The following is a 22,465-nucleotide window of genomic DNA, read 5'->3' on the forward strand; positions in this document are numbered from 1 at the left end:
AGGGTTCCTGGTCAGCCCTTGACCGCGCCTGAGAGTGCGAAGGAGCTGCCCGCGCCCTTGGCCACAATGACGTAGAGGGCCAGGACCGGGACTGAATACAGGATGGAAAAAGCGGCCAGCTGGCCGTAGGCAACTGCCCCGTGCTGTCCGAAGAAGCTGTAGATCGAAACGGCTGCCGGTTGGCGGGCTTCGGACAGGAGCAGGACGAAGGGAACGAAGAAGTTTCCCCAGGCCTGGATGAACACAAAGATGAACACCACTCCCAGCCCCTGCCGCATCAGCGGCAGGACGATGGTCCGCAGCGCAGTCAGTCCCGATGCACCGTCAACCCACGCTGCTTCCTCCAGTGATACCGGCACGGCGTCCATGAAGTTCTTCGTCATCCAGATGGCCATGGGGAGGGTGGTGGTGGCCATGAAGAAGATGGTGGCCGGCATGGAGTCCAGGAGTTCCAGCTGCACAAACAGCCCGTAAACGGGAACCATGATGGCCGTAATCGGCAGGCAGGTCCCGAACAGGATGGTGTACATAAAAGGTTTGTTGAACCGGGACTGGTAGCGGGAAAGAGGATAGGCGGCCAGCACTGCGGCCACAAGGTTGACGGCACCCGTTCCGGCGGAGAGCACCAGGCTGTTCCACAGCGGCCCGAACAGCAGCCCCGGTGTCATGATCGCCGCAAAGTTGGCGAGTGAGACCTCCCGCGGAAGCCTTGCCTCGTGTCCGGCCGAGGGGTCAAGGGAGGCAAACACCAGCCAAAGCAGCGGCAGGACAAAACAGGCGCCGATCAGAATCAGGGCCGCGTCAGCAGGGACCCGGGCGCGCCGCCGGGCACGCGAGACCGCCCCGGCCCCCTCCCGCAGCGCTTCCGCGGACGTCCGGGCCGCCGTCGTCATGGAGATCCCGTCGTCATGGAGATCCCGTCGTCATGGTTTGCCCTCGCGGAGGAGCCGGACGTACGCCGCCCCGAACACCAGTCCGATGAGGATCAGCACGGATGCCACGGCCGTGCCGTACCCGATGTCGCCGAATTTGAAGGCCTCCTGGTACGCCAGCACCGGCAGCGTGGTGCTGGCATTCGCGGGCCCGCCGGCGGTCATCACCCAGATGAGGGTGAACACCGCCAGGGTTTGGAGGGTAATGAGCATCAGGTTGGTGGCGATGCTGCCCCGGATCATGGGAATGGTGATGAACGCCAGCCGTTGCCAGCCGGTGGCACCGTCCATCAGGGCTGCCTCCGTCACTTCACCGGGCACCTCGTCCAGTGCGGCACGGTAAACGAGCATGGAGAACGCGGTGCCGCGCCAGATATTGGCAAGCATGATGGCAGCCATCGGAAATGAATACAGCCAATCGGGCTGCCCAAGACCAAGTCCGCCCAGGATCTGGTTGAGCGTTCCGTCCCGGCTGAAATAGGCGTAGGCGGCGAAGGCAGCCACGATCTCGGGCAGCACCCAGGCGGCCACCACGGCCGTTCCGACCACGGCGGACACCGGCCGGCGCGCCCTCCTCATCAGGACGGCGATGGCGAGCCCGAGGACATTCTGGCCGAGGATGGCGGAGCCGCCGACGAACAGGACGGTCAGGGCCAGGGACAGCGGCAGGACGGGGTCACTGAGCAGCCTGGCGTAATTCTCGAACCCGATCCAGCCGGGACTGCGGGCGTTCCGGCCGGTCAGGGCCGCATTGGTGAACGATGCGTGGAAAGCCCAGAGCACGGGCCCGGCAAGGAAGACCAGCAGGAGGACCACCGCCGGGAGGACGGGAAGCAGCCGGGCGCTCCGGCCGGACAGGGTGCGGCGGCGCGGTTCAGTGAGGGGCACCGGTTATTTCGCGATGGTCTTGGCGTCACCCACGATGCCCTTGACCGCGGCATCGTAGTCGGCGGCAGCCTTCGCCGGGGATTTCGCCCCGGTGATCACCGCTTCCGTGGCCTCCTGTACCGCAGCGGAGATCCGGGGGTAGTCCGCCGTCGCGGGCCGGTAGTGCGTGACCGCCACGAGTTCGGACACGTCCTTCACGAACGGGTTCGCCGCCTGGTAGCCGGAATCAGCGGCGACGTCTTTTCGGACGGCGATCTGCGAGCTGGCTTTGTTGAATGCCAGCGAATTCTTCTGGTTCAGTGCCGTGGCCAGGAAGTCGAAAGCCAGCTGCGCATCCTTGGTGCCGGCCCCCACCGCCAGGGTCCAGCCGCCTGACATGCTTACTCCGCCGGGCGCCTGGCCGTTCTGGGTGGGGAAGGCGGTCACGCCCATCTCCTCCCCGTAGGCGGGCCATTCGTAGCTGCCGCCCTTCTGCCAAAAGGACGGCGCGTAGGACCCCTCGACGGTGGCGCCCATCTTGCCCTGCGGCAGCCACTCCCCGAACACTTTCTTCCAGACATTGGCGTCGAGGGCCTCGGCCGGTGAGACGGCGAGCTGTTCCTCGTACAGGGTCTCCAGGAATGCCAGCGAGTCGGTGAAACCCTTCGAGCCGACCACCCACTTTTTCGCCTCGGTGTCGTAAAGCCCGGCGCCCGTTCCATAGAGGAGTTCGTAGAAGCTTTGCATCACGGTGCCTTCACCCGTGCCCTTGCCGGCGTACATGTTGAACGGCACCACCGAAGGATCGTTTGCCTTGATCTTCCGGGCCGTGTCCAGGATGTCCTGCCAGCTCCGGGGCTCCCACGGGACGTTCACCCCGGCGGCGGCGAGGACCTTTTTGTTGTACCAGATCCCCCGCGTATCGGTGCCCAGCGGAACGGCGTATATCCCGCCGTCGTCCCCGCGGCCCGCAGCTTTGGCGGCGTCATCAAAAGTGTTCCAGTCCTTCCATTTGTCCAGGTGGCTGTCCAGTTTCAGGAGGTAGCCGGCGTCGACGTCGGAGCGGACCTTGAAGGTGTCCTCGTAGAAGACGTCGGGTGCTGTGGAGGACGAGCGCAGGGCGAGGGCAAGCTTGGTGCCGTAGTCGTCGTCGTTCGCCTGGATGGGCTCCAGGTTGACCGTGACGCCCTGGTTGGCAGCCTCGAATTCCTTCTTGGCCGCCTGGAACAGGGTGTCCAGGGCGGTGAAGGAATCGGTCTTCTGGTAGACCACCTTCAGGGCCTTAGCCGATTCGGCGGGAGCGGCCGGTGAACAGGCCGCCAGGCTCAGGGCCGCGGCGGAGATGAATGCAGAAAAAACGAGGGCCCGGGGACGCATGGTGCTCCATTCAGTAAATGGCTGCAGTCCTCTTTTGTCTGCGGGCCCCAGCCGCGGCGATAATCCACATGCTAGAGGGGGCGCCCGGCGCAAGCAAGGACCTGCCGGTTCAGGCTTCCAGGAGAAGCCGCTGCGCCCGTGGCGCGAGTGTGTGTTCCAGGACGAGGCAGGCGGCGCCAATGGCGCCGACATCCTCGCCTACTCCGGTGCCGACGACCTCTATGGTGTGGATGAGGCGGGCGGCGCTGTTGGCGTCCACGAGCACAGGGACCGTGGCCAGGTAGCGGTCGGCGATCCGGCTCCAGAAAGGCCCGCCGAAGACCACCCGTTCCACGTCCAGGGTGTTGGTGACCACCGAGACCGCGCGGGCCACGAGGACGGCGGATTTGTCGATGATGGCCAGGGCCTTGGCATCGCCGGCGTCGGCGAGGTCGCACAGCTTCGCGAAGCTCTGCTGGACGTCCGCCCCACTGTTCCTGGTTCCCGGGTCGTCGAGGATCCCGGCGGCTACTGCTTCGGCGACCAGCACCTGCGGGATGGCCGAGGACTTCACACAGCCGTGCAGCCCGCAATCGCAAAGGGGTCCATCCGGTTCCACCACGATGTGGCCGATCTCGCCGGCGTTTCCCGACGTACCGCGAACCACCTCGTCGTTGAGCACAATTCCGCAGCCGATGCCCGTACCCATGTACATGAAGATGAAGCTGCCGGCCCCGCTGGGGCCACCGGCCCACGTTTCCGCGACGGCGGCGCTGGTGACGTCCTTGTCAACCAGGACGGAGTAGCCGGTTGCCTTGGCCAGGGCGTTGCGGAGTTCCACGCGGTCCCAGCCCGGCAGCAGCGGAGGGTCCACCACGGTGCCGTTGTCCAGGTCGATGGGTCCCGGTGCCGCCACGCCAAGGCCTGCGATCTTTGCGACGTCCACACCCGAATCCTCGACGAGTTGCCCGATCTGGGTGGCAATCGTGGCGATGACCGCGGCGGGGTCGTTGCCGCCCGGTGTCTTGATCCGGGAATGCTGCACCACCGCGCCGACCAGGTCCAGCACCACAAAGGTGGTTACGGCCGGGTCCAGGTGGACCCCGATGGCGTACATGCCGGCCGGGTTGAGGCGCAGCATGGTGCGCGGTTTGCCGGGCCCGCTGCCTTCCTTGCCGGCCTCGACGATGAGGTGCTGGTCCAGCAGGCGGCGGGAGATGTTGGAAATTGTCTGGGGCGAGAGGCCGACGATCTGGGCGAGCTCCACCCGGCTGAGCCCGCCGGATGACCTGCGGATGGCGTCGAGAATGACCGTGAGGTTGAAGTCCCCCATGCGGGGAAGGTTGGTTCCGCGCCGTGGGGGCGAGGACTGGCGGATTTCTGGCACGGTCTCCCCTAGAGTTTTGGCCGCGTACTCATGTTGTCTGAATGGTACGTTACCCCTTGACATACGCCCAGAGCCGGAGGCAGGCCGCGCCGCGGCAAGCTCCTGCAGCCCTAGGGCCGGCGGGTGCTGACAGCCACTGTGAACTTCGGGTTGGCGCCCCTGACCTTGGTGGGGCCCACCAGCCGTTCCAGCACCGGGAGGTACTGCAGGTGCCGGTTGAAGACCGTCCACAGCTCACCGCCCGGGGCCAGCACCCGTGCGGCCGCCTCGAACATCTTGATGCCTGCTCCGGCGTGCACACTGGCACCGAGGTGGAAGGGCGGATTCAGCAGGATCAGATCGGCGCTGGCCGCAGGCAATGTGCTCATGGCATCGTCCTGGAGAACGCTGATCCGGTCGTCAAGTCCGTTGGCCTGCGCGGTGCCCAGGGCGGAGGCCACGGCGGCCGCGGACCGGTCGGTGGCCGTGATGTGCGATTCGGGATGGGCGCGCGCGTACATGGCGGCGAGGATTCCGGTGCCGCAGCCCAGGTCCACGGCATGCCGTGCGGAAGGCATTTCGGACAGGAAGTCCAGCAGGAACCTGGTGCCGATGTCCAGCTTGGTCCCGGCGAAGACGGCACCGCGCGCTGCCACGTCCAGGTCAAGCCCTGCAAGATGCCCGACGGCGGGACCTGGCCCTGCGGACGCCCCTTTCCGGGCTCCCCCGGCCAGGATGATCCGTGACTTCTGCCGCGCCAGCTGCGGCTGGACCGACTGGAAGTACCGTTCCAGGACCGCATTCATGCCCAAGGACATGTGCTTGATCCGTCCGCCGGCGAGCAGCACAGCATCCGGGGCTGCATAGCATGCCACCGCCGCGGCAACTTCTTCCAGCTCCGCCAGGGTCCGGGGCAGCTGCAGAAGCACAGTCTGCGCGCCTGCAAGCAGCTCCTCCCCCAGGGGCAGTTGCCGGTAACCTGTGGCCTCGACACCGAGGGCTGCCGCGTTGTTCCGCAGGGCACGCTCCCCCGTAATGAGGTCCTCGTGCACCCTGACCCGCCGGACGCCGAGCACGGTCAGCGCGCCGAGCGTGAGGGCGCCGTAGCGGTCGCCGATCACCGTCAGGTCGCTGCCGGCGTGCAGCCTGTCCGCAGCAGCTTCCAGCAACAGCCTGTCAGTGGCGTCCCAGGCCTGGAGGTTGGGGGCTTCGACGTCCGGGTACCGCCGCAGGGTGCCGAAGATGGCCTCAAGACTTTTCTCAGCCACGGGTTCCTGCTGTCTGTTCTGGTGCTGTGGGGGTGGGCTGCTGATGCTGCAGCGCAGGCAGCTTGAGGATTGCCGTCACGGCCGCCCGGCCTGCCCGGTTGGCGCCGATGGTGGACGACGACGGCCCGTAACCGACGAGGTGCACGCGTGGCTCCGCTGCCACCTGGGTTCCATCCATGGCAATGCCGCCGCCGGGTCCCCTCAGGTGCAGCGGCGCCAGGTGTTCGAGTTCTGCCCGGAACCCGGTGGCCCACAGGATGACGTCCGCCCGGTGCAGGCTGCCGTCGGTGAGCCGGACGCCGTCGGGCTCTATTGACGTGAACATGGGGCGTCGGTCCAGCGCGCCACGCAGTTCTGCGGCGCGCAGTGCCGGAGTCCGGATGAGGCCCGTCACGGACACCACGCTTTGCGGCGGCAGCCCCTGCCGGACGCGTTCCTCCACGAGGGCGACGGCGTCGTGCCCGGCCCGGGCATCGAATGTGGCGTCCCGCCATTCCGGTTCCCGCCTGGTGAACCAGCTGGTGGAGGTCACCTGTGAAATCTCGTCCAGAAGCCCGACGGCGGAGATGCCGCCGCCCACCACAATGACGTGCAGGCCGCGGAACTCCTCCGCGGAAACATAGTCCGCGACGTGCAGCTGCCGGCCCCGGAACGTGGCCCGGCCGGGATAGATGGGCCAGAACGGCCGGGTCCAGGTACCGGTGGCGTTGATGAGGGCCTTCGCCGACCAGTCACCACGGCTGGTGCTGACCCGCAGCCTTCCTGCCGGATCCGCATCTTCGCGGGCCACGGCGGTGACTTTGACGGGGCGCAGGACCTCAAGCCCGAGTTCCCGTTCGTAGCCGGCGAAGTACCGGGTCAGGAACTCCGAGCTTGGCTCGGCCGGGTCCACCTCAGGTTTGGCGATCCCGGGGAGGTCGCTGATGCCGTTGACGGTGGCCATCCGCAGGCTCTTCCAGCGGTGGCGCCATGCCCCGCCGGGACCTTCCTCTGCATCGAACACCGTGTACGCCAGCCCCCTGCGCTGCAGGTGGAATGCGGCGGAAAGACCGGCCTGGCCTGCCCCGATGACCGCCACATCGACTTTCGCGGTTGACATTGCGCGGATCCCGGTCAGACCTTCTTCACCACGGAGGATTTGAGCTGCATGGGCCCCACACCGTCGACTTTGCAGTCGATATCGTGATCCCCCACGCCGTCCATAAGCCTGATCCCGCGGACCTTGGTGCCGACCTTGATGACACTGGAACTGCCTTTGATCTTCAGGTCTTTGACCACCGTGACGGTATCGCCGTCGGCCAGGACATTGCCCACTGCATCCTTGATGACCCGCTGCCCCGGCCCGTCCGTCCCATCTGCCGCCTCGGCGGACCATTCGTGGCCGCATTCCGGGCAGACCAGGAGCGCACCCAACTCATAGGTGTACGCGCTGGAGCATTCGGGGCAAGGCGGCAGGGTTTCGTTCACTCCCCCATGATAATCGTGGCGGCAGCGCTGACAGGCGCCCGCCGCCGTCGTACTGTTGGGCCATGGCCGAAGAAGGGCAAGTCGGAAGAAGGGCAGGGACACCATGACGAGGGAAAAAGGGGCCGCCGCACTGCTGGCCAAAGCGCTGGCCATAGTCCTGGGTACCGATGAGGTTCCGCTGCGGCTGCGGGCCTGGGACGGCTCCGAGGCCGGTCCGCCGGGTGCCCCGGTCCTCGAGTTCAGGTCGCGCCGGGCCCTGCGCCGGATCCTGTGGTCGCCGGGGCAGCTGGGGCTCAGCCGCGCCTATGTTTCCGGCGACGTCGACGCTCCGGGCGACATCTTCGCGGGCTTTACCGCGCTGAGCTCCGTGGGAAAGTTCTCGGAGCCCGGCCCCTTCAGTCCGCTGACTCCCCGCGAACTGGTCACGCTCGTCACTACAGCTGTGCGGCTGGGCGCGCTGGGGCCCAACCCCGCGCCACCCCCGGAGGAGGCGAGGGTCGCCAGGAAGGGCCGGCTGCACACGCGCCGGCGCGATGCTGCGGCAATCTCGCACCATTACGACGTCGGCAACGACTTTTACGCCCTCGTGCTGGGACCGTCGATGGTCTACTCGTGCGCCGTGTGGGGTAACGGAACCCCGGACGGCGCGGCGCTGCACGGCGGGGCGGCGGGCGGGCATGCGGACGGCGCGGGCCTCGTCGCGGGGCTCGAGGCGGCGCAGGCAGCAAAGCTGGACCTGGTGTGCCGCAAACTCGGACTCAAGCTCGGGATGCGGGTGCTGGACGTGGGCTGTGGCTGGGGCAGTTTTGCCCTGCACGCCGCCGAACATTACGGCGTCTCGGTGGTAGGGGTGACGCTGTCCTCGGAGCAGGCCGTGCGTGCCCGCAAACGGGCTGCGGATGCGGGTCTGACGGAAAACATCGACATCCGTGTGCAGGATTACCGGGATATCCCGGACGGACCCTTTGATGCCATCAGCTCGATCGGCATGTCCGAACACGTTGGCCGGGAACAGATGCCCCACTACGTCCAGGTGCTGCACGGCCTGCTCCGTCCGGGCGGCCGGCTACTCAACCACGCCATTTCCTGGAACGCCGGCCCCACAAAACCGGACCCCGATTCCTTTATTCCGCGTTATGTCTTCCCTGACGGGGAGATGATCAGCCTCGGCGAGATGGTCAGTGCGCTGGAGGGCTGCGGATTTGAAGTGCTCGACGTCGAGGCCTTGCGCCTCCACTACGCCCTGACCCTGCGGGCGTGGGTGCGGCGGCTCGAGGAGAACTGGGACGAGGCTGTCAGGCTGACCAGCCTGGGCCGTGCCCGGGTGTGGCGGCTGTACATGGCATCAAGCGCCTTGGGTTTCGAGACCGGCCTCACGGGCGTCAACCAGGTGCTGGTGCAGAAGGCCGGCGGAGAAGCACCGCCGTTACGCCGGACAGACTGGGTTTAAAACCGAAGAGCCACCCATGCGGGTGGCTCTTCGTGTTCCCGGGATGGTTCCCGGATTTGGTGGAGCTGAGGGGACTCGAACCCCTGACCCCCTGCATGCCATGCAGGTGCGCTACCAGCTGCGCCACAGCCCCAAATCCGCGCTGTAGGGCGGTTCAGACCGCCCGAAGCAACCTGTTCAGCTTAATGGAAATCCGCGGTTGGCGCCAATCGGAGGAGTCCTGTCGGCGGCAACCGGCAGTGTCCTTCGGGTGCAACAAAAAAGTCCGCCGGAATCTCTCGATTCCGGCGGACCATCCGGTGGAGCTGAGGGGACTCGAACCCCTGACCCCCTGCATGCCATGCAGGTGCGCTACCAGCTGCGCCACAGCCCCGGACCCTCGTTATTCCGCGGTTTCCCCGGAGCAACTCAAATATCTTAGACCAGCGTTTCAGAAAATTCCAAATCGGGCATATTGGGCCCGGCGGAGTCCCTTATTCTGCCTCGGAGGCCGCCGGAGCCTTGGCTGACGTGTCGTCAGCCAGCTGCAGGTCAACCACGGGGCAGTCCTTCCATAGGCGCTCCAAAGCGTAGAAGACGCGGTCTTCTTCGTGCTGGACATGGATGACGATGTCCGAGTAGTCCAGCAGCACCCAGCGTCCGCCGGAGCGGCCCTCGCGGCGCGTCGGCCGCAGGTCCTGTTTGGCCAGTTCCTCTTCAATGCCGTCCACGATGGCGTTGACCTGGCGTTCGCTCGGCGCGGAGGCGATGAGGAAGACGTCGGCCAGTGCCAGGCGCTCACTGACGTCAAGTGCCACGATGTCGTGGGCAATTTTGTCCGCGGCAGCCTTGGCGGCGTGGCGGGCTATGGCGATGGATGAATCTGATGCAGTCACGGGACTCCTTGTTGTTTTCTAAAGCTTTATGAGCGGGCGCTTTGGGAGGGGCGCCCGGTCAGCGGGAGATGCCGCTGATGATGAGGATGACGCCGGAGATGAGGGCCACGATCCCGAAAACGAGTACGAGAACCTGCATCAGCCTGAGCCGATTGGCGCGGGCCAGGCCTGCGGTTGCTGCATCCAGCGGCTCAAGCCCATGCGCTGAGCTGGCCGGGATGCGGGGAAGGTCGTCGAAAAGGTCATCAGACTCCCCCACCGGCTGGTCCGGCAAAACCGGTGCCACACGCTTCGGCTCGGCAGCAGCCCGGGCGGCCGCCTCTGCGCGGGCGATGACCCGGGAGCGGCCCGACGGTACGGCCGGTGCAGAACCGGCTGGTGCCTGCTTCGCCGCGGCGGACGGCCGCCGGCCTTTGCCGCCGGTCCGGACCTTTTGCCCGGGCTGGGTGACGACAGGAACATGGGAGGTCGCCGAGGGTTTCATCACGGGACGGTCGATGCCGGGGACCTGCACGAATTCCAGCGGCGTCACCATGGCAAGGTTGGCGGCAGTCGCCGGGCCCGGCCGCCCGGCCGGCGGTGATGCCGGGCGTGGGGACGTGGTGGATCCTTGGGTGGCCGCGGGGGGTTCCGCCTGCTCTGCCAGTTTCTGCTTCGCCATGGCCCGGCGGTTGAGGATGGCGGCACGCTCGGCAAGGGCGATCTGTTCGGCGAGGATGTCCGGGTCCACCGCCTCGGGATCAAGCGAAGCGATGTGCTCCATTTTGGCCAGCTGGTTCTTGGCCTGCTCGGCAATTAGCGAACGGGCCGCGAGGGCCTGCTCCACGCTCATCCCGGCCGGTACGCCGGAGCCAGGGGTGGGTACCGCAGGGCTGGTCTTGCCGGCGGGTCCGCCGCCGGGCTTGCCGGGACCGCTCTGCTTGCCGGCGGGTCCGCCGCCGGGCTTGACGGGACCGCTCTGCGGGCCGGCGGGGGAAATGATGGGGTTGGCCGAGGTGACGGCCTGTTCCTTGAGCTGCTGCAGCCGCAGCTGCCTGCGGGTGGGAGGGCCGCCGGCAGAGAGCTGCCCCTCTTTTTCTTCCAATTCCTTGATGGTACGCAGGGCAGCCCGGTCACGGGCGCGGATCTGCGAGGACCGCTGGGCGGGTGACTGCTCGGGTACTGAATCCACCGGGGTGTCGGACACCCGGCGTTGTTTTGATGCAGGCGAAAGCTGGCCGGGGGCGGGAGGCCCGGCAACCTGGTTCCCGTCTCTGGACTGCCGCAGTTCGCGGCGGCTACGGACGGGGGGCTGTTCCTGACTCATTGAGAACTCATTCAGTACTGGCTGACTCGTCTGTTTCGGTAGTGCGGACGTCCTGGGGACATGGTCCCTCGGCATACAGTCCGTATTTGGCGATGTACTGCACCACACCGTCCGGCACGAGGTACCAGACGGGATTATGCCCGGCTACCCTGATCCGGCAATCGGTGGAGGAAATGGCCATGGCGGGCACTTCCAGGAGGCTGACGTCTTTCCGGCCCATGCCGTCAAGCACATGCCCGGGCCGCGTTACGCCGACAAAGTGCGCCAGCGACCACAGTTCATCGATGTCTTTCCAGGACAGGATCTGCGCCAGCGCGTCGGCTCCGGTGATGAAGAAAAGGTCCGCATCCGGGCGCTGGGTACGCAGGTCCCGCAAGGTATCAATGGTATACGTGGGACCCGGCCGGTCAACATCGACCCTGCTCACGGTGAAGCGCGGGTTCGACGCCGTGGCGATAACCGTCATCAGGTAGCGGTGTTCGGCCTCGCTGACCTGCTTGTGGGATTTTTGCCATGGCTGCCCGGTGGGGACAAAGACCACTTCGTCCAGACCGAACTTCGCCGCCACTTCACTGGCTGCGACGAGGTGGCCGTGGTGGATGGGATCGAACGTCCCGCCCATCACACCCAGCCGCAGCCGGCCTTCAGCACCTTTGCGGTGCAGAACACTGGAAATGTCAGTGGCCTTGGCCGTGATCGTGCTTGTTGGGGTGCTGGCGGTGCGGATCGGCATGCTCTTCGGTCACCGTGTGCCGGTTGCCCAGGTTGGAGTAGGACCAGGTGATGAACATCAGCACCAGCAGGAGGGCGAACATGACCACGCCGAAGACCCAGGGCTCAGCCCACAGCGGAGCAGGTTCGTGTTCTCCGCCTTCGGCAACGGTCATGGCAATCTGCTGGAGCAGCATTATCTCCCCTAGGGTTCAAGATGTGGCAGCGGATTTTCCGCCGCTGTGGGACTTTTGTCTATGTTACCGCGTCGCTACCCGCGGACCTGGCCCTCGCCCTGCACGATCCACTTGGTAGTGGTGAGCTCGGTCAGCCCCATCGGGCCGCGGGCGTGCAGCTTCTGGGTGGAAATGCCCACCTCTGCGCCCAGGCCCAGCTCGCCGCCGTCGGTAAAACGCGTGGACGCGTTCACGATCACCGCTGCCGAGTCGATCTCGGCAATGAAACGCTCTGCGTTGGCGAGGTTGTTGGTGAGGATGGCTTCGGTGTGGCCGGTGGACCAGGTGCGGATGTGCTTGACGGCGTCATCCAGGCTGTCCACCATGGCTACAGCAAGGTCAAGGTCCATGTATTCGGTCCCCCAGTCAACGTCCGACGCCGGCTCGGACTCGACGGAGGCCGGCAGGGCCGCACGGACCCGCTCATCAACGTGCAGCCTCACTCCCGCGGCCCTCAGGGCGGCGGCCACGGCAGGCAGCACCGGGGAGCGTGAATGGACCAGGAGGGTCTCCACGGTGTTGCAGACGCTGGGCCGCTGGGTTTTGGCGTTGAGCAGGATGTCCACGGCCATCTCTTCACCGGCAGATTCGTCGATGAAGATGTGGACGTTGCCCTCACCGGTCTCAATGACGGGCACGGCGGCGTTGGTGACGACGGACTGGATCAGTTCGCGCCCGCCACGCGGGATCAGAACATCAACGCGGCCGCGGGCGCGCATCAGGGCGTTCGCGCCTTCACGGCCGTACTGGTCCACGGTCTGCACGGCGTCGGAGGGCAGACCCACACTGTCCAGCGCGTCACGGAGCACGTGGACGAGGGCTTCATTGGTTTCGGCGGCAGCAGTGCCGCCACGGAGGATGACGGCGTTGCCGCTCTTGAGGGCCAGCCCGGCGATATCCACGGTGACGTTGGGGCGGGCTTCGTAAATGGCCGCAACCACACCCATGGGCACATTGACCTGGCGAAGGCGGAGGCCGTTGGGCAGGGTCTGCCCGCGGACCACATTGCCCACCGGGTCCGGCAGGTTTGCGAGGTTCTCCAGGGCATCCACGAGTCCGGCGATGCGGGCTTCAGTCAACGTCAGGCGGTCCAGCATTGCTGCGGAGGTGCCGTTGGCCTTGCCGGCAGCCACGTCCTTGGCATTCGCGGCCAGGATAAAGGCTTTGCGCTCCTGGAGGGAGGCCGCGATGGCGCGCAGGCCGCGGTCCTTCCACGCCCGGTTGGCCCTGGCCATCCGGCGTGCTGCGTGCTTTGAACGGTCGGCGATCGCGTGCACTGCGGCCTCAACGTCAGCGGCGGAGACCGCAACGGAAGGTGCTTCCGGGGAAGCAGGGACGGCCGTGTTGTCCGCGGATGTCGCAGCAGTATTGTGGGTCAGCGCCTCAGTCATGGTTCAAGTTTAGGCGAGTCGCGTGCTCAGACCAGCACCAGGTCATCAACGTGAACAACTTCACGGTCATAGCCGCGGCCCAGCGACTTGCCGAGTTCCTTAGTGGACCTTCCCAGCATCTGGGGCAGTTCCGCCGCGGAGTAGTTGACAAGGCCCCGGGCAATGACGGTGCCGTCGGCACTGACCATCTCGACGGCGTCGCCCGCTTCAAAATCGCCGTCAACGGCGGAAATGCCGGCCGGCAACAGGGAGGTGTGGCGGTCGCGGACAGCCTTGACGGCGCCGTCGTCGAGAATCAGCCGGCCACGGACTGACGCCAGATGCTCCAACCACAGAATCCGGACCGGCTTGCGGGCGCCGTTGACGGTGAACCAGGTCCCGACGTCGTCCCCGGCCAATGCTGCCGCGGCATTGGCGGTGGAGGTGACCAGTGCGTGGATCCCCGAGCCGGCAGCTATGGTTGCCGCCTCGACCTTGGTCATCATGCCCCCGGTCCCCACGCCTGCTTTCCCGGTCTTGCCGATGGAAACCCCATCGAGATCATGCGGGCCTTCGACGAGCGGAATCCGCTTGGCGCCGTGCGACGGCGGCCCGTCATACAGGGAGTCGACGTCGGAGAGCAGCACCAGCGCGTCAGCGCGGACCAGGTGCGCCACCAGAGCGGCGAGGCGGTCGTTGTCCCCGAACCGGATCTCGTGGGTGGCCACGGTGTCGTTTTCGTTGACCACGGGCACCACACCGAGGTTCAGGAGCCGGTCCAGGGCGCGGAAGGCGTTGGTGTGCTGGCTGCGGCGCATCAGGTCATCCGCGGTGAGCAGCACCTGGCTTACGGTCACGCCATGGGCGCCGAACGCCTGTGTGTAGCGGGCCATCAGCAGGCCCTGGCCAACGCTGGCCGCGGCCTGCTGGGTGGCAAGGTCACGCGGCCGCTTGGCCAGGCCCAGGGGCGCCAGGCCCGCCGCGATGGCCCCCGAGGACACCAGGATGATCTCCGTGCCGGCGTTCCGTTTCGCGGCAAGCGCATCGGCAAGGGCGGTCAGGGCCTCCTCGGAGATGCCGCCCTTGATGCTGGTCAGCGACGACGAGCCGACCTTGACCACAATCCTGCGGGCTCCGGAGAGCACGCTGCGGTCCGCGGTCCGCAGGTGCGGGACCGCGGCGGCGGTGCTACTCGTCATGGTCTGCGCCCAGTCCACTCTCCTTGAGCGGCTTGGCGACCCGGCGGCTGCTGACCGATTCGGTCCAGATTCCGGCTTTGCGTTCGGCCTCGAGCTCGGCGCGGGCGGCTGCCTTGGCATCCTTGCGCTCCTGCTGCTCGTCCCGCTTCTGGCCGCGGGTGGGGCGGTCGCCGATGTCCGCAAACCGGACGTCGGTGCCACGCGGGGCGGCGAGCAGCTCGGCGCCGGCCATCATGGTGGGCTCCCAGTCGAAGACGACGCCGTCGTCCTCGCCGATAACCACGGTGTCGCCCGGCTTGGCACCCTGCTTGAAAAGTTCATTTTCCACGCCGAGTTTGGCGAGGCGGTCCGCCAGGTAGCCGATGGCTTCTTCATTGGTGAAGTCGGTCTGCTTGACCCAGCGCACGGGCTTGTCCCCGAGAACGCGGAACAGCGGCTCCAGGTTCTTTTCCTCGCGGCGGATCTTGAACCCGGCCTCGTTGACGGCACGCGGGCGCAGCACGGGAGGCTGGACCTTCGGCGGAGCGGCGGCAAGGGTGTCCCTGGCAGCCTGGACGATTTCCGCCATGGCAAAGCCAAGCTGGCGCAGGCCCTCGTGGCTGGTTGCTGAGATTTCGAAGACCCGGTAGCCACGGGATTCCAGTTCCGGGCGAACGAACTCGGCCATGTCCTTGCCGTCCGGGAGGTCAACCTTGTTCAGGGCCACGAGGCGAGGGCGGTGGTTCAGCGGGACAACCTCGCCGTCGGTGCCGGCGTAACTCATGTCCACGGCGTACTTTTCCAGTTCCGCCTCGATGATGGCCAGATCGGAGAGCGGATCGCGGTCCGCTTCCAGGGTGCCACAGTCCAGCACGTGAACCAGGGCCGCGCAGCGTTCCACGTGGCGCAGGAAGTGGTGGCCAAGGCCCTTGCCCTCGCTGGCGCCTTCGATCAGGCCCGGGACGTCAGCGATGGTGAAACGGACATCGCCGGCCTGGACAACGCCGAGGTTGGGAATGAGTGTGGTGAAGGGGTAGTCGGCAATCTTGGGCCGCGCGGCTGACATGGCCGCGATCAGGCTGGATTTGCCGGCAGAGGGGAAGCCCACCAGGGCGATGTCCGCAATGGACTTCAGTTCCAGCACGATGTCGCTGGACTCGCCCTCGATGCCGAGGAGCGCGAAGCCCGGGGCCCGGCGCTTCTGGGAGGACAGCGACGCGTTGCCCAGGCCGCCCTGGCCACCGGCCGCGGCAACGTACTCGGCACCCTCGCCGACGAGGTCGGCCAGGACGGTTCCGTCCTTGGACTTGACCACGGTGCCGTCCGGGACAGGAAGGATCAGTGTTTCGCCGCTTTTACCGCCGCGCCAGTCGCCCATGCCCGGGCCGCCGTTGGTGGCATGGCGGTGCGGGGCGTGGTGGTAGTCCAGCAGCGTGGTGGTCTGGTGATCGACGCGCAGGATGACGTCGCCGCCGTCGCCGCCGTTGCCGCCGTCGGGTCCGCCGAGAGGCTTGAACTTCTCCCGGTGGACGGAGACACAGCCGTGGCCGCCGGTACCGCCGGATACGTGCAGTACTACCCGGTCTACAAAGCTCGCCACGTGGATCTCCTCAGTGCTGTTTCCTGGACGCCCGCAGGCACCAAGACGATTGTAATGCGGTTAAAAGAACAGTGGAGCGGACCAACAGGTCCGCTCCACCGCTTCAGAACTATTAGTTACTCTGCAGCTGCAGCAGCAACGATGTTGACTACGCGGCGACCGCGGCGGGTGCCGAACTCGACAGCTCCCGGGGTCAGTGCGAACAGGGTGTCGTCGCCGCCACGGCCTACGCCGGCGCCCGGGTGGAAGTGGGTGCCGCGCTGGCGGACGATGATCTCGCCTGCGGAAACTACCTGGCCGCCGAAGCGCTTGACGCCAAGGTACTGGGCGTTTGAGTCACGACCGTTGCGAGTGGAGCTCGCGCCTTTTTTATGTGCCATTTGAAATGCCTGCCTCTAAATTCTGGGGAATCTGCTGAAAACCTGAACAGTAACGAAGGTTACTTGATACCAGTGATCTTGACCTTGGTCAGTTCCTGACGGTGACCCTGGCGCTTCTTGTAACCGGTCTTGTTCTTGAACTTCTGGATGACGATCTTCGGACCGCGAAGGTCATTGAGGATCTCAGCCGTGACAGTTACCTTGGCCAGGTCCGCAGCTGCGGCGGTGACCTTCTCACCGTCCACCAGGAGCAGGACGGGCAGCTCAATGGTGCTGCCAGCTCCACCGGCGACGCGGTTGAGGGTAACGAAGTCTCCAACGGAGACCTTCTCTTGCCGGCCGCCTGCGCGGACAATCGCGTACACCACTTGGGAACTCACTTCTCTCGACGTTTATTACTAGATTTGCGTGCGGAACCTGGTTCCATAATTGGCTGGGCTCTCGCTGTGCCTCAACGCCGTGGGGTCGTAACCCAAGTGTTGGCGTAAGCACCGAAGATCTAGAATACGCTAATTTTGCCTTCGGCCGCAAATGAGGCTGGTTACGGGCGGTTGTCTGTGATAGGACCCACAAACGGATACAACACTGACAACCAGGAACCGTGCCCGACTATCGTACCGGCTGGAGCAGCAGTTTGTGCTCAGGCGTGCAGGCGCGGCGCGTCGAAGAACTCCACTTCGAACCGGCAGGACTGGCTGAACGCGGCAATCATGGCTGCCCGCTCGTCCTCTGAGCCGTTCCGCCCGGCTTCGTCAGCCAGGGCGATGGCCTCACGGGTGGCCCGGGCGAAGTCCTCGTCGGCGTAGGTCCGCAGCCAGTCGGCGTAGGGGTGCTCCGCCGATGCGCCGGCGGCGACAAACTCCTCGTGCAGGGTCCTGCCCACCTCGGCGTACAGCCAGAAGCATGGGAGTACGGCCGCCACCAGCGCTCCGTAACTTCCGGACACGGACGCGGCCAGGAGGTGGTCCACATACGACTTTGTGACCGGTCCCAGGCCCGGCACCACTGTGCGCGACTTGAGCCAGCTCCTGTGCAGCTCGGATTCGACCTCCAGGCACTGCTGCGCTGAGCGTGCCCAGAACAGCTGGGCGCCTTCGGTGGGCGCCAGCGCGCTGGCCCGGGCCAGGACCCGCGAGTAGCCGTTGAGGTAGATGGCGTCCTGGGCGAGGTAATACGCGAACTGTTCCTCGGACAGGGCGCCGGTGGCGAGGTCGCGGATGAACTCGAGTTTGTAGATGGCCTCCAGATCCGGCGCGGCTGCCCGCCGGAGCAGCTGCGCGAATTCACCCTCGGCCGGGGCCTGCCGCGTGTGATGGAAGTGGTGGATCGGACCGTTTCCGCCACCCACCTCCAGCTGGCCGGAGGCCTGCAGCGCTCCGGCCAGCCACGGCTTCACCTGGCGCAGCGCGGCTTCCCAGTCCCCCAGGCGGGCCTGCGCAGCCGCCATCGCCGACGACAGCGAACAGCCCGTGCCGTGGCTGTTCGGCGTGGGTACCCGCTCCCCCGCCAGCTCCACTACTTCCTGCGAAAGCAGTCCTGAGGTGTTGACCAGGGCATCGGGGCAGTCACCGCCGTCGAGGTGGCCGCCCTTAACCAGGATGGTGGCGCCGGTCGCTGACGAAAGCCGGCGTCCCTGCTGCAGCGCCGCTTCCCAGCTCTGCGCCTGCGGCTCACCGAGAAGGAGGGCAAGTTCCACCAGGTTGGGGGTGATCAGGTCCGCCAGAGGCAAGAGCTCCCGCAGGGCGCCTTCCGCGGACTCCTTCAGGAGCCGGTCCCCGCTGGTTGCCACCATCACCGGATCAAGAACAACGACGGCGGGACGGACTTTTTCAAGCCAGCCGCGGACCACGGCAATCACTTCAGCGTCGCCAAGCATGCCGATCTTAACGGCATCGATGGTGATGTCGTCACTGATGGCCTCCAACTGCTGGGCGAGGAAGGATGCCGGCGGAACATGCACGGCCCGGACGCCCCTCGTGTTCTGGGCAGTCAGGGCGGTGATGGCCGCCATGCCGTAGCCACCGAGGGCGGCGATGCTTTTCAGGTCCGCCTGTATTCCGGCGCCACCTGACGGGTCGGAGCCCGCAATGGAGAGAACACGCGGAATCCCGTGCCGCACGGGGGCGGTTGCGTGTTGGCCTGGTGCGGCCTGGGGAAGGACAGATGTGGAAGCCAAGGAGACATCCCTTCGCCGGTGCTAACCGGACAGGTTCAACGGGTCTGGATCTCAGCCGGCACTCTGCGCGGCACCCCGTGTCAGTGGTCCAGCCTAGCGTTTTGCGCAGGCTCGGGCCTTCCGTGACGTGCCGGGACGGCGGCACGCACGCGGCTGGCGCCAACGGTGGTTCAACGCACGATGCCCGGCCGCCCTGTGGATTACAGGACTGGCCGGGCATCCCGGTGTACTCGTTCGTCAGAGCCTTGGTGGGTCAGGACTATGTTTGTCAGACCCTTGTTGGTCGGAGCTCCGCTGGTCAGAGCTCCGAGGCCGGAACCCCTACCCCGAGGATGATGGGAGCCTCGGCTGCGGGTTTGGCAACCGCAGGAGCCGGGGTGTGCTCCGGCGCCTTGGCAGCATGGGAGTGCCCGGCGGAAGCCGCCGGAACTGCTTCATGGTGTTCCACCGAAGTGGCGTTCGCAGCGCCCTGGGCACGGCTGGCGCTCCGGTTCCGCCGCGGGCGGCGGGTGCGGGACTGGTCTGCTGTGTGGTCCGAGTAGTCCTTCTCCTCCGCGGCAGGCTTCTGGCGTGCCGGGCGGTCCGCCTGGGGGCGTTCAGCCTGGGCGCGCTCAGCACCCTGGCCTTGTGCCGGCGTGGCTGCTGAAGCAGCCTCAGCCGGCTCAGCAGCCGGCGTGGCCTCAGCGGGAACCGGCGCACCCAGGTTGGCGAACGCCTCAGCGAGGCGGTCCAGGGTCAGGGCAGGCGAGTGCGGGTGGTCCGCGTGATGCTCAACGAACGGCAGCACGACCTGCTCGCCGCCGAACGTCAGCACAGCAGCCGGGCGGCCGGTGGAGTCAGTCTCGGAGCGCTCTGCCGGGGCCGGAGGCACAGCCGGCGCCGGGGCCGCCTGCGCCGGGGCCTGGGCCTGGGCCGCCGGAGGAGCAGCATGGCCCGCGGCGCCTGCCGCCTGAGCCATCTCTTCCTCATGCAGGTGCGCAGCGTGGGCAGCAGCGGCAATGTTCGCCAGTGCAGCCCTCGTGGCCTCGGCCTTGGCGTGGCGCTCGGCATCGCTGGGGTCGGGGTGGACGGTGTGGATCTGCACCGGGGCTGCCGGCGCCACCTCCAGGGGCTGGCCGCCACGGCCACGGCGGCGCTTGCGGTCGTTGCGTCCGCCAGGCTGGTTGTCTCCGCGCGGGCTGTCCATGCGCTGATCAGGACGCTGGTCGGTGCGCGGCGCGTCCATCCGGTGGCTGTCTGCACGCTGCACGTGATGCTCGGCAGCGACTGCATTGGCCCGGCGGTGTTCCACAGGATCGTCGTGGGTGACGATGCCGCGGCCGGCGCACGTTTCGCACTGCTCCCCGAAGACCTCGAGGAGCCCGGTGCCCATCCGCTTGCGCGTCATCTGGACAAGGCCCAGCGATGTCACTTCGGCGACCTGGTGCTTGGTGCGGTCACGGCCCAGGCATTCCACCATGCGGCGCAGCACAAGGTCGCGGTTGGACTCGAGCACCATGTCGATGAAGTCGATGACAATAATGCCGCCGATGTCACGGAGCCGGAGCTGCCGGACAACTTCTTCGGCTGCTTCGAGGTTGTTCTTGGTGACGGTTTCCTCAAGGTTGCCGCCGCTGCCGGTGAACTTCCCGGTGTTGACGTCCACCACGGTCATGGCTTCGGTACGGTCGATCACCAGGGAGCCGCCGGAGGGCAGGAAGACCTTGCGTTCGAGCGCCTTGTGGATCTGCTCGTCGATCCGCCAGGCAGCGAAGATGTCCTGGTCGCTGGTCCACTTTTCGAGGCGTCCCACCAGGTCCGGCGCAACGTACGTGACGTACGCCTCGATGGTGTCCCAGGCCTCCTCACCGGAAACAATCAGCTTGGAGAAGTCCTCGTTGAAGACGTCGCGGACCACCTTGATGGTGAGGTCAGGTTCGCCGTACAGCAGTTCCGGGGCGAGGATCTTCGTGGACGTGGACTGGCTTTCGATGCCTTCCCACTGCGCCCGCAGCCGGTTGATGTCATGCGTGAGTTCCTCTTCCGAGGCGCCCTCGGCAGCGGTGCGGACAATCACGCCGGCGTGCTCGGGGAGGCGGTCCTTGAGGATGCGCTTGAGGCGGTTGCGTTCGACGTCGGGCAGTTTGCGGGAGATGCCGGTCATCGAGCCGCCGGGCACGTACACGAGGTAGCGGCCGGGGAGGGAGATCTGGCTGGTCAGGCGTGCGCCCTTGTGGCCAACGGGATCCTTGGTGACCTGGACCAGCACGGTGTCGCCAGATTTCAGGGCGTTCTCGATCCGGCGCTGCTTGCCTTCGAGGTTGACGGCTTCCCAGTTCACCTCGCCGGCGTACAGGACCGCGTTTCGGCCGCGCCCGATGTCAACGAATGCCGCTTCCATGGAAGGCAGCACATTCTGCACCTTGCCGAGGTAGACGTTGCCGATCAGGGAATCCTGCTGGGTCTTGGAGACAAAGTGCTCGGCCAGGACGCCGTCTTCCAGGACGGCGATCTGGATTCTGTCATCGCGCTGGCGGACGATCATCTGCCGGTCAACGGATTCACGGCGGGCCAGGAACTCGGCCTCGGTGATAACGGTCCGACGGCGGCCGGTATCGCGGGATTCACGCCTGCGCTGCTTCTTCGCTTCGAGCCTGGTGGAGCCCTTGACGGATGTCACGCGGTTATTGACCGGCGCTTCGGTGGCGGCGCGCGGTGCGCGGACGCGAGTGACCGTGTTGGGCGGATCATCGCCTTCCCCTCCGGTCAGCTCGAGGTCCTGGTCGCCACGGCGACGGCGGCGGCGACGGCGGGACGTCACTCCTTCGTCGGCCTGGCCTGCTGACTCCTCGTCGTCTTCAGCGGCCGCATCCTGGCCGCCGTCGGCAGCATCAGCATCGCTTTCAGTGTCATCGGCGCGGCTGCGTCCGCGGCGGCCACGGCTGCGGCGCCGGCGGCGGCCGTTGGCGTCGTCGGCTTCGCCGTCCTCGGCGTCGTCCTCTTCGGGTCCCGCCGCAGCGGCAACGGCTGCGGGGGCGGGGCGGACCACTGTGCTCAGGTCAGGTGCCTGGAAAAGCACCGACGTCGCCGAGCCGGGCTCAAGGAACAGGGAACCGAACGGGCTGGCGGTCCCCGCGGGGACCGGCTCTGCTGCCGGAGCGGCGGTTTGCTGGTCTGCGGCTTCCTCCTGGGCCTGCTCCTGGGCGGCCGGAGCTTCCGGAACCGCCGGGGCTGCCGGGGCTTCCGCGGCTGACGCAACCCCGGCTGCTTCGGTCGCCGTCACAGCTGCTGTTTCGGGGGCCACGGCAGTCTCAGCGGCCACGGCAGTTTCCGGGGCAGAGGTCTTCCGGGTGGCAACGCGGCGGCGGCGGACAGGCTTGGTGTCCGCAGCGGCTTCCCCGTCCGGCACCTCAGCAGCGGCCTCGACGGCTGGCTCGGCTACGGGCTCCCCGGCAGCAGGCGTCTCCATGGCTTCGGCTGCGAAGGCGGGCAGCGGCTCTGCCTGCTCAACGGCCTTGCGCGCACGTGTCCGGCGGACGGGGGCTTTGGTTACCGGCGCAGCGGACACAGCGTCGCCGGTCAGCGTTTCGGCTTCAGCCATGCCGGGGGCCGCTGCCTCCGGCGCGGCGACGGCGTCTGCGTCAGTGGCGGCGCCTGCATCTGTGGCGGCGGCTGCGTCCGTCGCGGCGGCCTTCGGCGCTGCTTTCCGCCTGGTCCGGGTGACCTTCTTCGGCGCTTCAGCGGCTTCGGCCGCTTCTGCTTCGTTATTAACGGCTGGTACTTGGTCGTTTTCCATATGTGGCAACACTCCTGCCCCTGACGTACCGCCACATCCGGCACCCATTGGGGCACATATTTGTCAAAACCCGCAGGCGTTGACAGAAGTCAAGTGGATACTCCCAGGTTCGCACCGGCAGTGGGGTGCGGCAGCCCGTGGGAGCCGTCGGC

Annotated in this window: 19 protein-coding genes, 2 tRNA genes and 1 riboswitch; of the genes, 1 reads left to right on the forward strand and 20 read right to left on the reverse strand. The window is 66.7% G+C overall.

The genetic code is table 11. The features are described from left to right. Positions 1-11: 11 nt before the first annotated feature. From ABIA70_RS00650 to ABIA70_RS00680, 7 genes are all read right to left on the reverse strand, one after another. Positions 12-893, reverse strand: coding sequence for a carbohydrate ABC transporter permease (locus tag ABIA70_RS00650; RefSeq protein WP_354145710.1), 882 nt, complete (start codon positions 891-893; stop codon positions 12-14). A 30-nt stretch (positions 894-923) separates the two neighbouring features. After that, a complete protein-coding gene (locus ABIA70_RS00655; RefSeq protein ID WP_354145711.1) occupies positions 924-1,820 on the reverse strand; it encodes a carbohydrate ABC transporter permease in 897 nt (298 codons plus the stop codon). 3 nt (positions 1,821-1,823) lie between these two features. Next, on the reverse strand, positions 1,824-3,176 hold the full coding sequence (locus tag ABIA70_RS00660; protein WP_354145712.1) for an extracellular solute-binding protein: 1,353 nt from the start codon (positions 3,174-3,176) through the stop codon (positions 1,824-1,826). Between the two features lie 109 nt (positions 3,177-3,285). Further along, positions 3,286-4,542 (reverse strand): ROK family transcriptional regulator, encoded by a 1,257-nt coding sequence (locus ABIA70_RS00665; RefSeq protein WP_354145713.1) that lies wholly within the window; start codon positions 4,540-4,542, stop codon positions 3,286-3,288. A gap of 110 nt (positions 4,543-4,652) precedes the next feature. Beyond that, positions 4,653-5,789 carry a class I SAM-dependent methyltransferase gene (locus ABIA70_RS00670; protein ID WP_354145714.1) on the reverse strand — a complete coding sequence of 379 codons (1,137 nt, stop codon included), beginning with the start codon at positions 5,787-5,789 and terminating at the stop codon, positions 4,653-4,655. Further along, positions 5,782-6,888: an FAD-dependent oxidoreductase gene (locus tag ABIA70_RS00675; RefSeq protein WP_354145715.1), complete on the reverse strand. Its 1,107-nt coding sequence runs from the start codon at positions 6,886-6,888 to the stop codon at positions 5,782-5,784. The genes ABIA70_RS00670 and ABIA70_RS00675 overlap by 8 nt, the downstream gene beginning before the upstream one ends. A 14-nt stretch (positions 6,889-6,902) precedes the next feature. Continuing rightward, entirely contained in the window at positions 6,903-7,256 is a 354-nt protein-coding gene (locus ABIA70_RS00680; protein ID WP_354145716.1) for a zinc ribbon domain-containing protein YjdM, read from the reverse strand. Positions 7,257-7,359: 103 nt separating this feature from the next. Here ABIA70_RS00680 and ABIA70_RS00685 point away from each other — a divergent pair, with 103 nt between their 5' ends. Then, positions 7,360-8,706: a class I SAM-dependent methyltransferase gene (locus tag ABIA70_RS00685; RefSeq protein ID WP_354145717.1), complete on the forward strand. Its 1,347-nt coding sequence runs from the start codon at positions 7,360-7,362 to the stop codon at positions 8,704-8,706. 57 nt (positions 8,707-8,763) lie between these two features. Here ABIA70_RS00685 and ABIA70_RS00690 read toward each other — a convergent pair. From ABIA70_RS00690 to ABIA70_RS00750, 13 genes are all read right to left on the reverse strand, one after another. Beyond that, positions 8,764-8,839, reverse strand: a tRNA-Ala gene (locus tag ABIA70_RS00690). A 167-nt stretch (positions 8,840-9,006) separates the two neighbouring features. Then, a tRNA-Ala gene (locus ABIA70_RS00695) sits at positions 9,007-9,079 on the reverse strand. Positions 9,080-9,179: 100 nt separating this feature from the next. Next, positions 9,180-9,581 (reverse strand): ribosome silencing factor, encoded by a 402-nt coding sequence (gene rsfS, locus ABIA70_RS00700; protein ID WP_354145718.1) that lies wholly within the window; start codon positions 9,579-9,581, stop codon positions 9,180-9,182. A gap of 58 nt (positions 9,582-9,639) precedes the next feature. After that, positions 9,640-10,887, reverse strand: coding sequence for a hypothetical protein (locus ABIA70_RS00705; protein WP_354145719.1), 1,248 nt, complete (start codon positions 10,885-10,887; stop codon positions 9,640-9,642). A 7-nt stretch (positions 10,888-10,894) separates the two neighbouring features. Further along, positions 10,895-11,620 (reverse strand): nicotinate-nucleotide adenylyltransferase, encoded by a 726-nt coding sequence (nadD, locus tag ABIA70_RS00710; protein ID WP_354145720.1) that lies wholly within the window; start codon positions 11,618-11,620, stop codon positions 10,895-10,897. Further along, a complete protein-coding gene (locus ABIA70_RS00715) occupies positions 11,565-11,795 on the reverse strand; it encodes a hypothetical protein (protein ID WP_354145721.1) in 231 nt (76 codons plus the stop codon). Before ABIA70_RS00715 ends, nadD begins: the two co-directional genes overlap by 56 nt. Before the next feature lie 74 nt (positions 11,796-11,869). Continuing rightward, the gene (locus tag ABIA70_RS00720; RefSeq protein WP_354145722.1) at positions 11,870-13,225 is read right to left on the reverse strand and encodes a glutamate-5-semialdehyde dehydrogenase; all 1,356 of its coding nucleotides are present in this window, start codon (positions 13,223-13,225) and stop codon (positions 11,870-11,872) included. A gap of 26 nt (positions 13,226-13,251) precedes the next feature. Continuing rightward, complete coding sequence (gene proB / locus ABIA70_RS00725) at positions 13,252-14,403, reverse strand: glutamate 5-kinase (RefSeq protein WP_354145723.1); 1,152 nt, start codon at positions 14,401-14,403, stop codon at positions 13,252-13,254. After that, on the reverse strand, positions 14,393-15,982 hold the full coding sequence (gene obgE / locus ABIA70_RS00730) for a GTPase ObgE (protein WP_354145724.1): 1,590 nt from the start codon (positions 15,980-15,982) through the stop codon (positions 14,393-14,395). Before obgE ends, proB begins: the two co-directional genes overlap by 11 nt. 116 nt (positions 15,983-16,098) lie before the next feature. Then, entirely contained in the window at positions 16,099-16,362 is a 264-nt protein-coding gene (gene rpmA / locus ABIA70_RS00735; RefSeq protein ID WP_009372867.1) for a 50S ribosomal protein L27, read from the reverse strand. Between the two features lie 59 nt (positions 16,363-16,421). Next, a complete protein-coding gene (gene rplU / locus ABIA70_RS00740) occupies positions 16,422-16,730 on the reverse strand; it encodes a 50S ribosomal protein L21 (RefSeq protein ID WP_108600109.1) in 309 nt (102 codons plus the stop codon). Between the two features lie 272 nt (positions 16,731-17,002). Next, positions 17,003-18,481, reverse strand: a complete 1,479-nt coding sequence (gene thiD / locus ABIA70_RS00745) for a bifunctional hydroxymethylpyrimidine kinase/phosphomethylpyrimidine kinase (RefSeq protein ID WP_502917162.1) — start codon at positions 18,479-18,481, stop codon at positions 17,003-17,005. A gap of 47 nt (positions 18,482-18,528) precedes the next feature. Further along, positions 18,529-18,626: riboswitch (TPP riboswitch) on the reverse strand. A 210-nt stretch (positions 18,627-18,836) separates the two neighbouring features. Continuing rightward, on the reverse strand, positions 18,837-22,313 hold the full coding sequence (locus tag ABIA70_RS00750; RefSeq protein ID WP_354145725.1) for an Rne/Rng family ribonuclease: 3,477 nt from the start codon (positions 22,311-22,313) through the stop codon (positions 18,837-18,839). Between the last annotated feature and the right edge of the window lie 152 nt (positions 22,314-22,465).

Origin of the sequence: Arthrobacter sp. 754, from assembly GCF_040548695.1 — a bacterium.
Lineage (GTDB): Bacteria > Actinomycetota > Actinomycetes > Actinomycetales > Micrococcaceae > Arthrobacter.

Coding starts and splice junctions, on each gene's coding strand:
- ABIA70_RS00650 (WP_354145710.1), bottom strand. CDS start 893: ATGACGACGGCGGCCCGGACGTCCGCGGAAGCGCTGCGGGAGGGGGCC.
- ABIA70_RS00660 (WP_354145712.1), bottom strand. CDS start 3,176: ATGCGTCCCCGGGCCCTCGTTTTTTCTGCATTCATCTCCGCCGCGGCC.
- ABIA70_RS00675 (WP_354145715.1), bottom strand. CDS start 6,888: ATGTCAACCGCGAAAGTCGATGTGGCGGTCATCGGGGCAGGCCAGGCC.
- ABIA70_RS00685 (WP_354145717.1), top strand. CDS start 7,360: ATGACGAGGGAAAAAGGGGCCGCCGCACTGCTGGCCAAAGCGCTGGCC.
- ABIA70_RS00705 (WP_354145719.1), bottom strand. CDS start 10,887: ATGAGTCAGGAACAGCCCCCCGTCCGTAGCCGCCGCGAACTGCGGCAG.
- nadD (WP_354145720.1), bottom strand. CDS start 11,620: ATGCCGATCCGCACCGCCAGCACCCCAACAAGCACGATCACGGCCAAG.
- ABIA70_RS00715 (WP_354145721.1), bottom strand. CDS start 11,795: ATGCTGCTCCAGCAGATTGCCATGACCGTTGCCGAAGGCGGAGAACAC.
- ABIA70_RS00720 (WP_354145722.1), bottom strand. CDS start 13,225: ATGACTGAGGCGCTGACCCACAATACTGCTGCGACATCCGCGGACAAC.
- proB (WP_354145723.1), bottom strand. CDS start 14,403: ATGACGAGTAGCACCGCCGCCGCGGTCCCGCACCTGCGGACCGCGGAC.
- rpmA (WP_009372867.1), bottom strand. CDS start 16,362: ATGGCACATAAAAAAGGCGCGAGCTCCACTCGCAACGGTCGTGACTCA.
- ABIA70_RS00750 (WP_354145725.1), bottom strand. CDS start 22,313: ATGGAAAACGACCAAGTACCAGCCGTTAATAACGAAGCAGAAGCGGCC.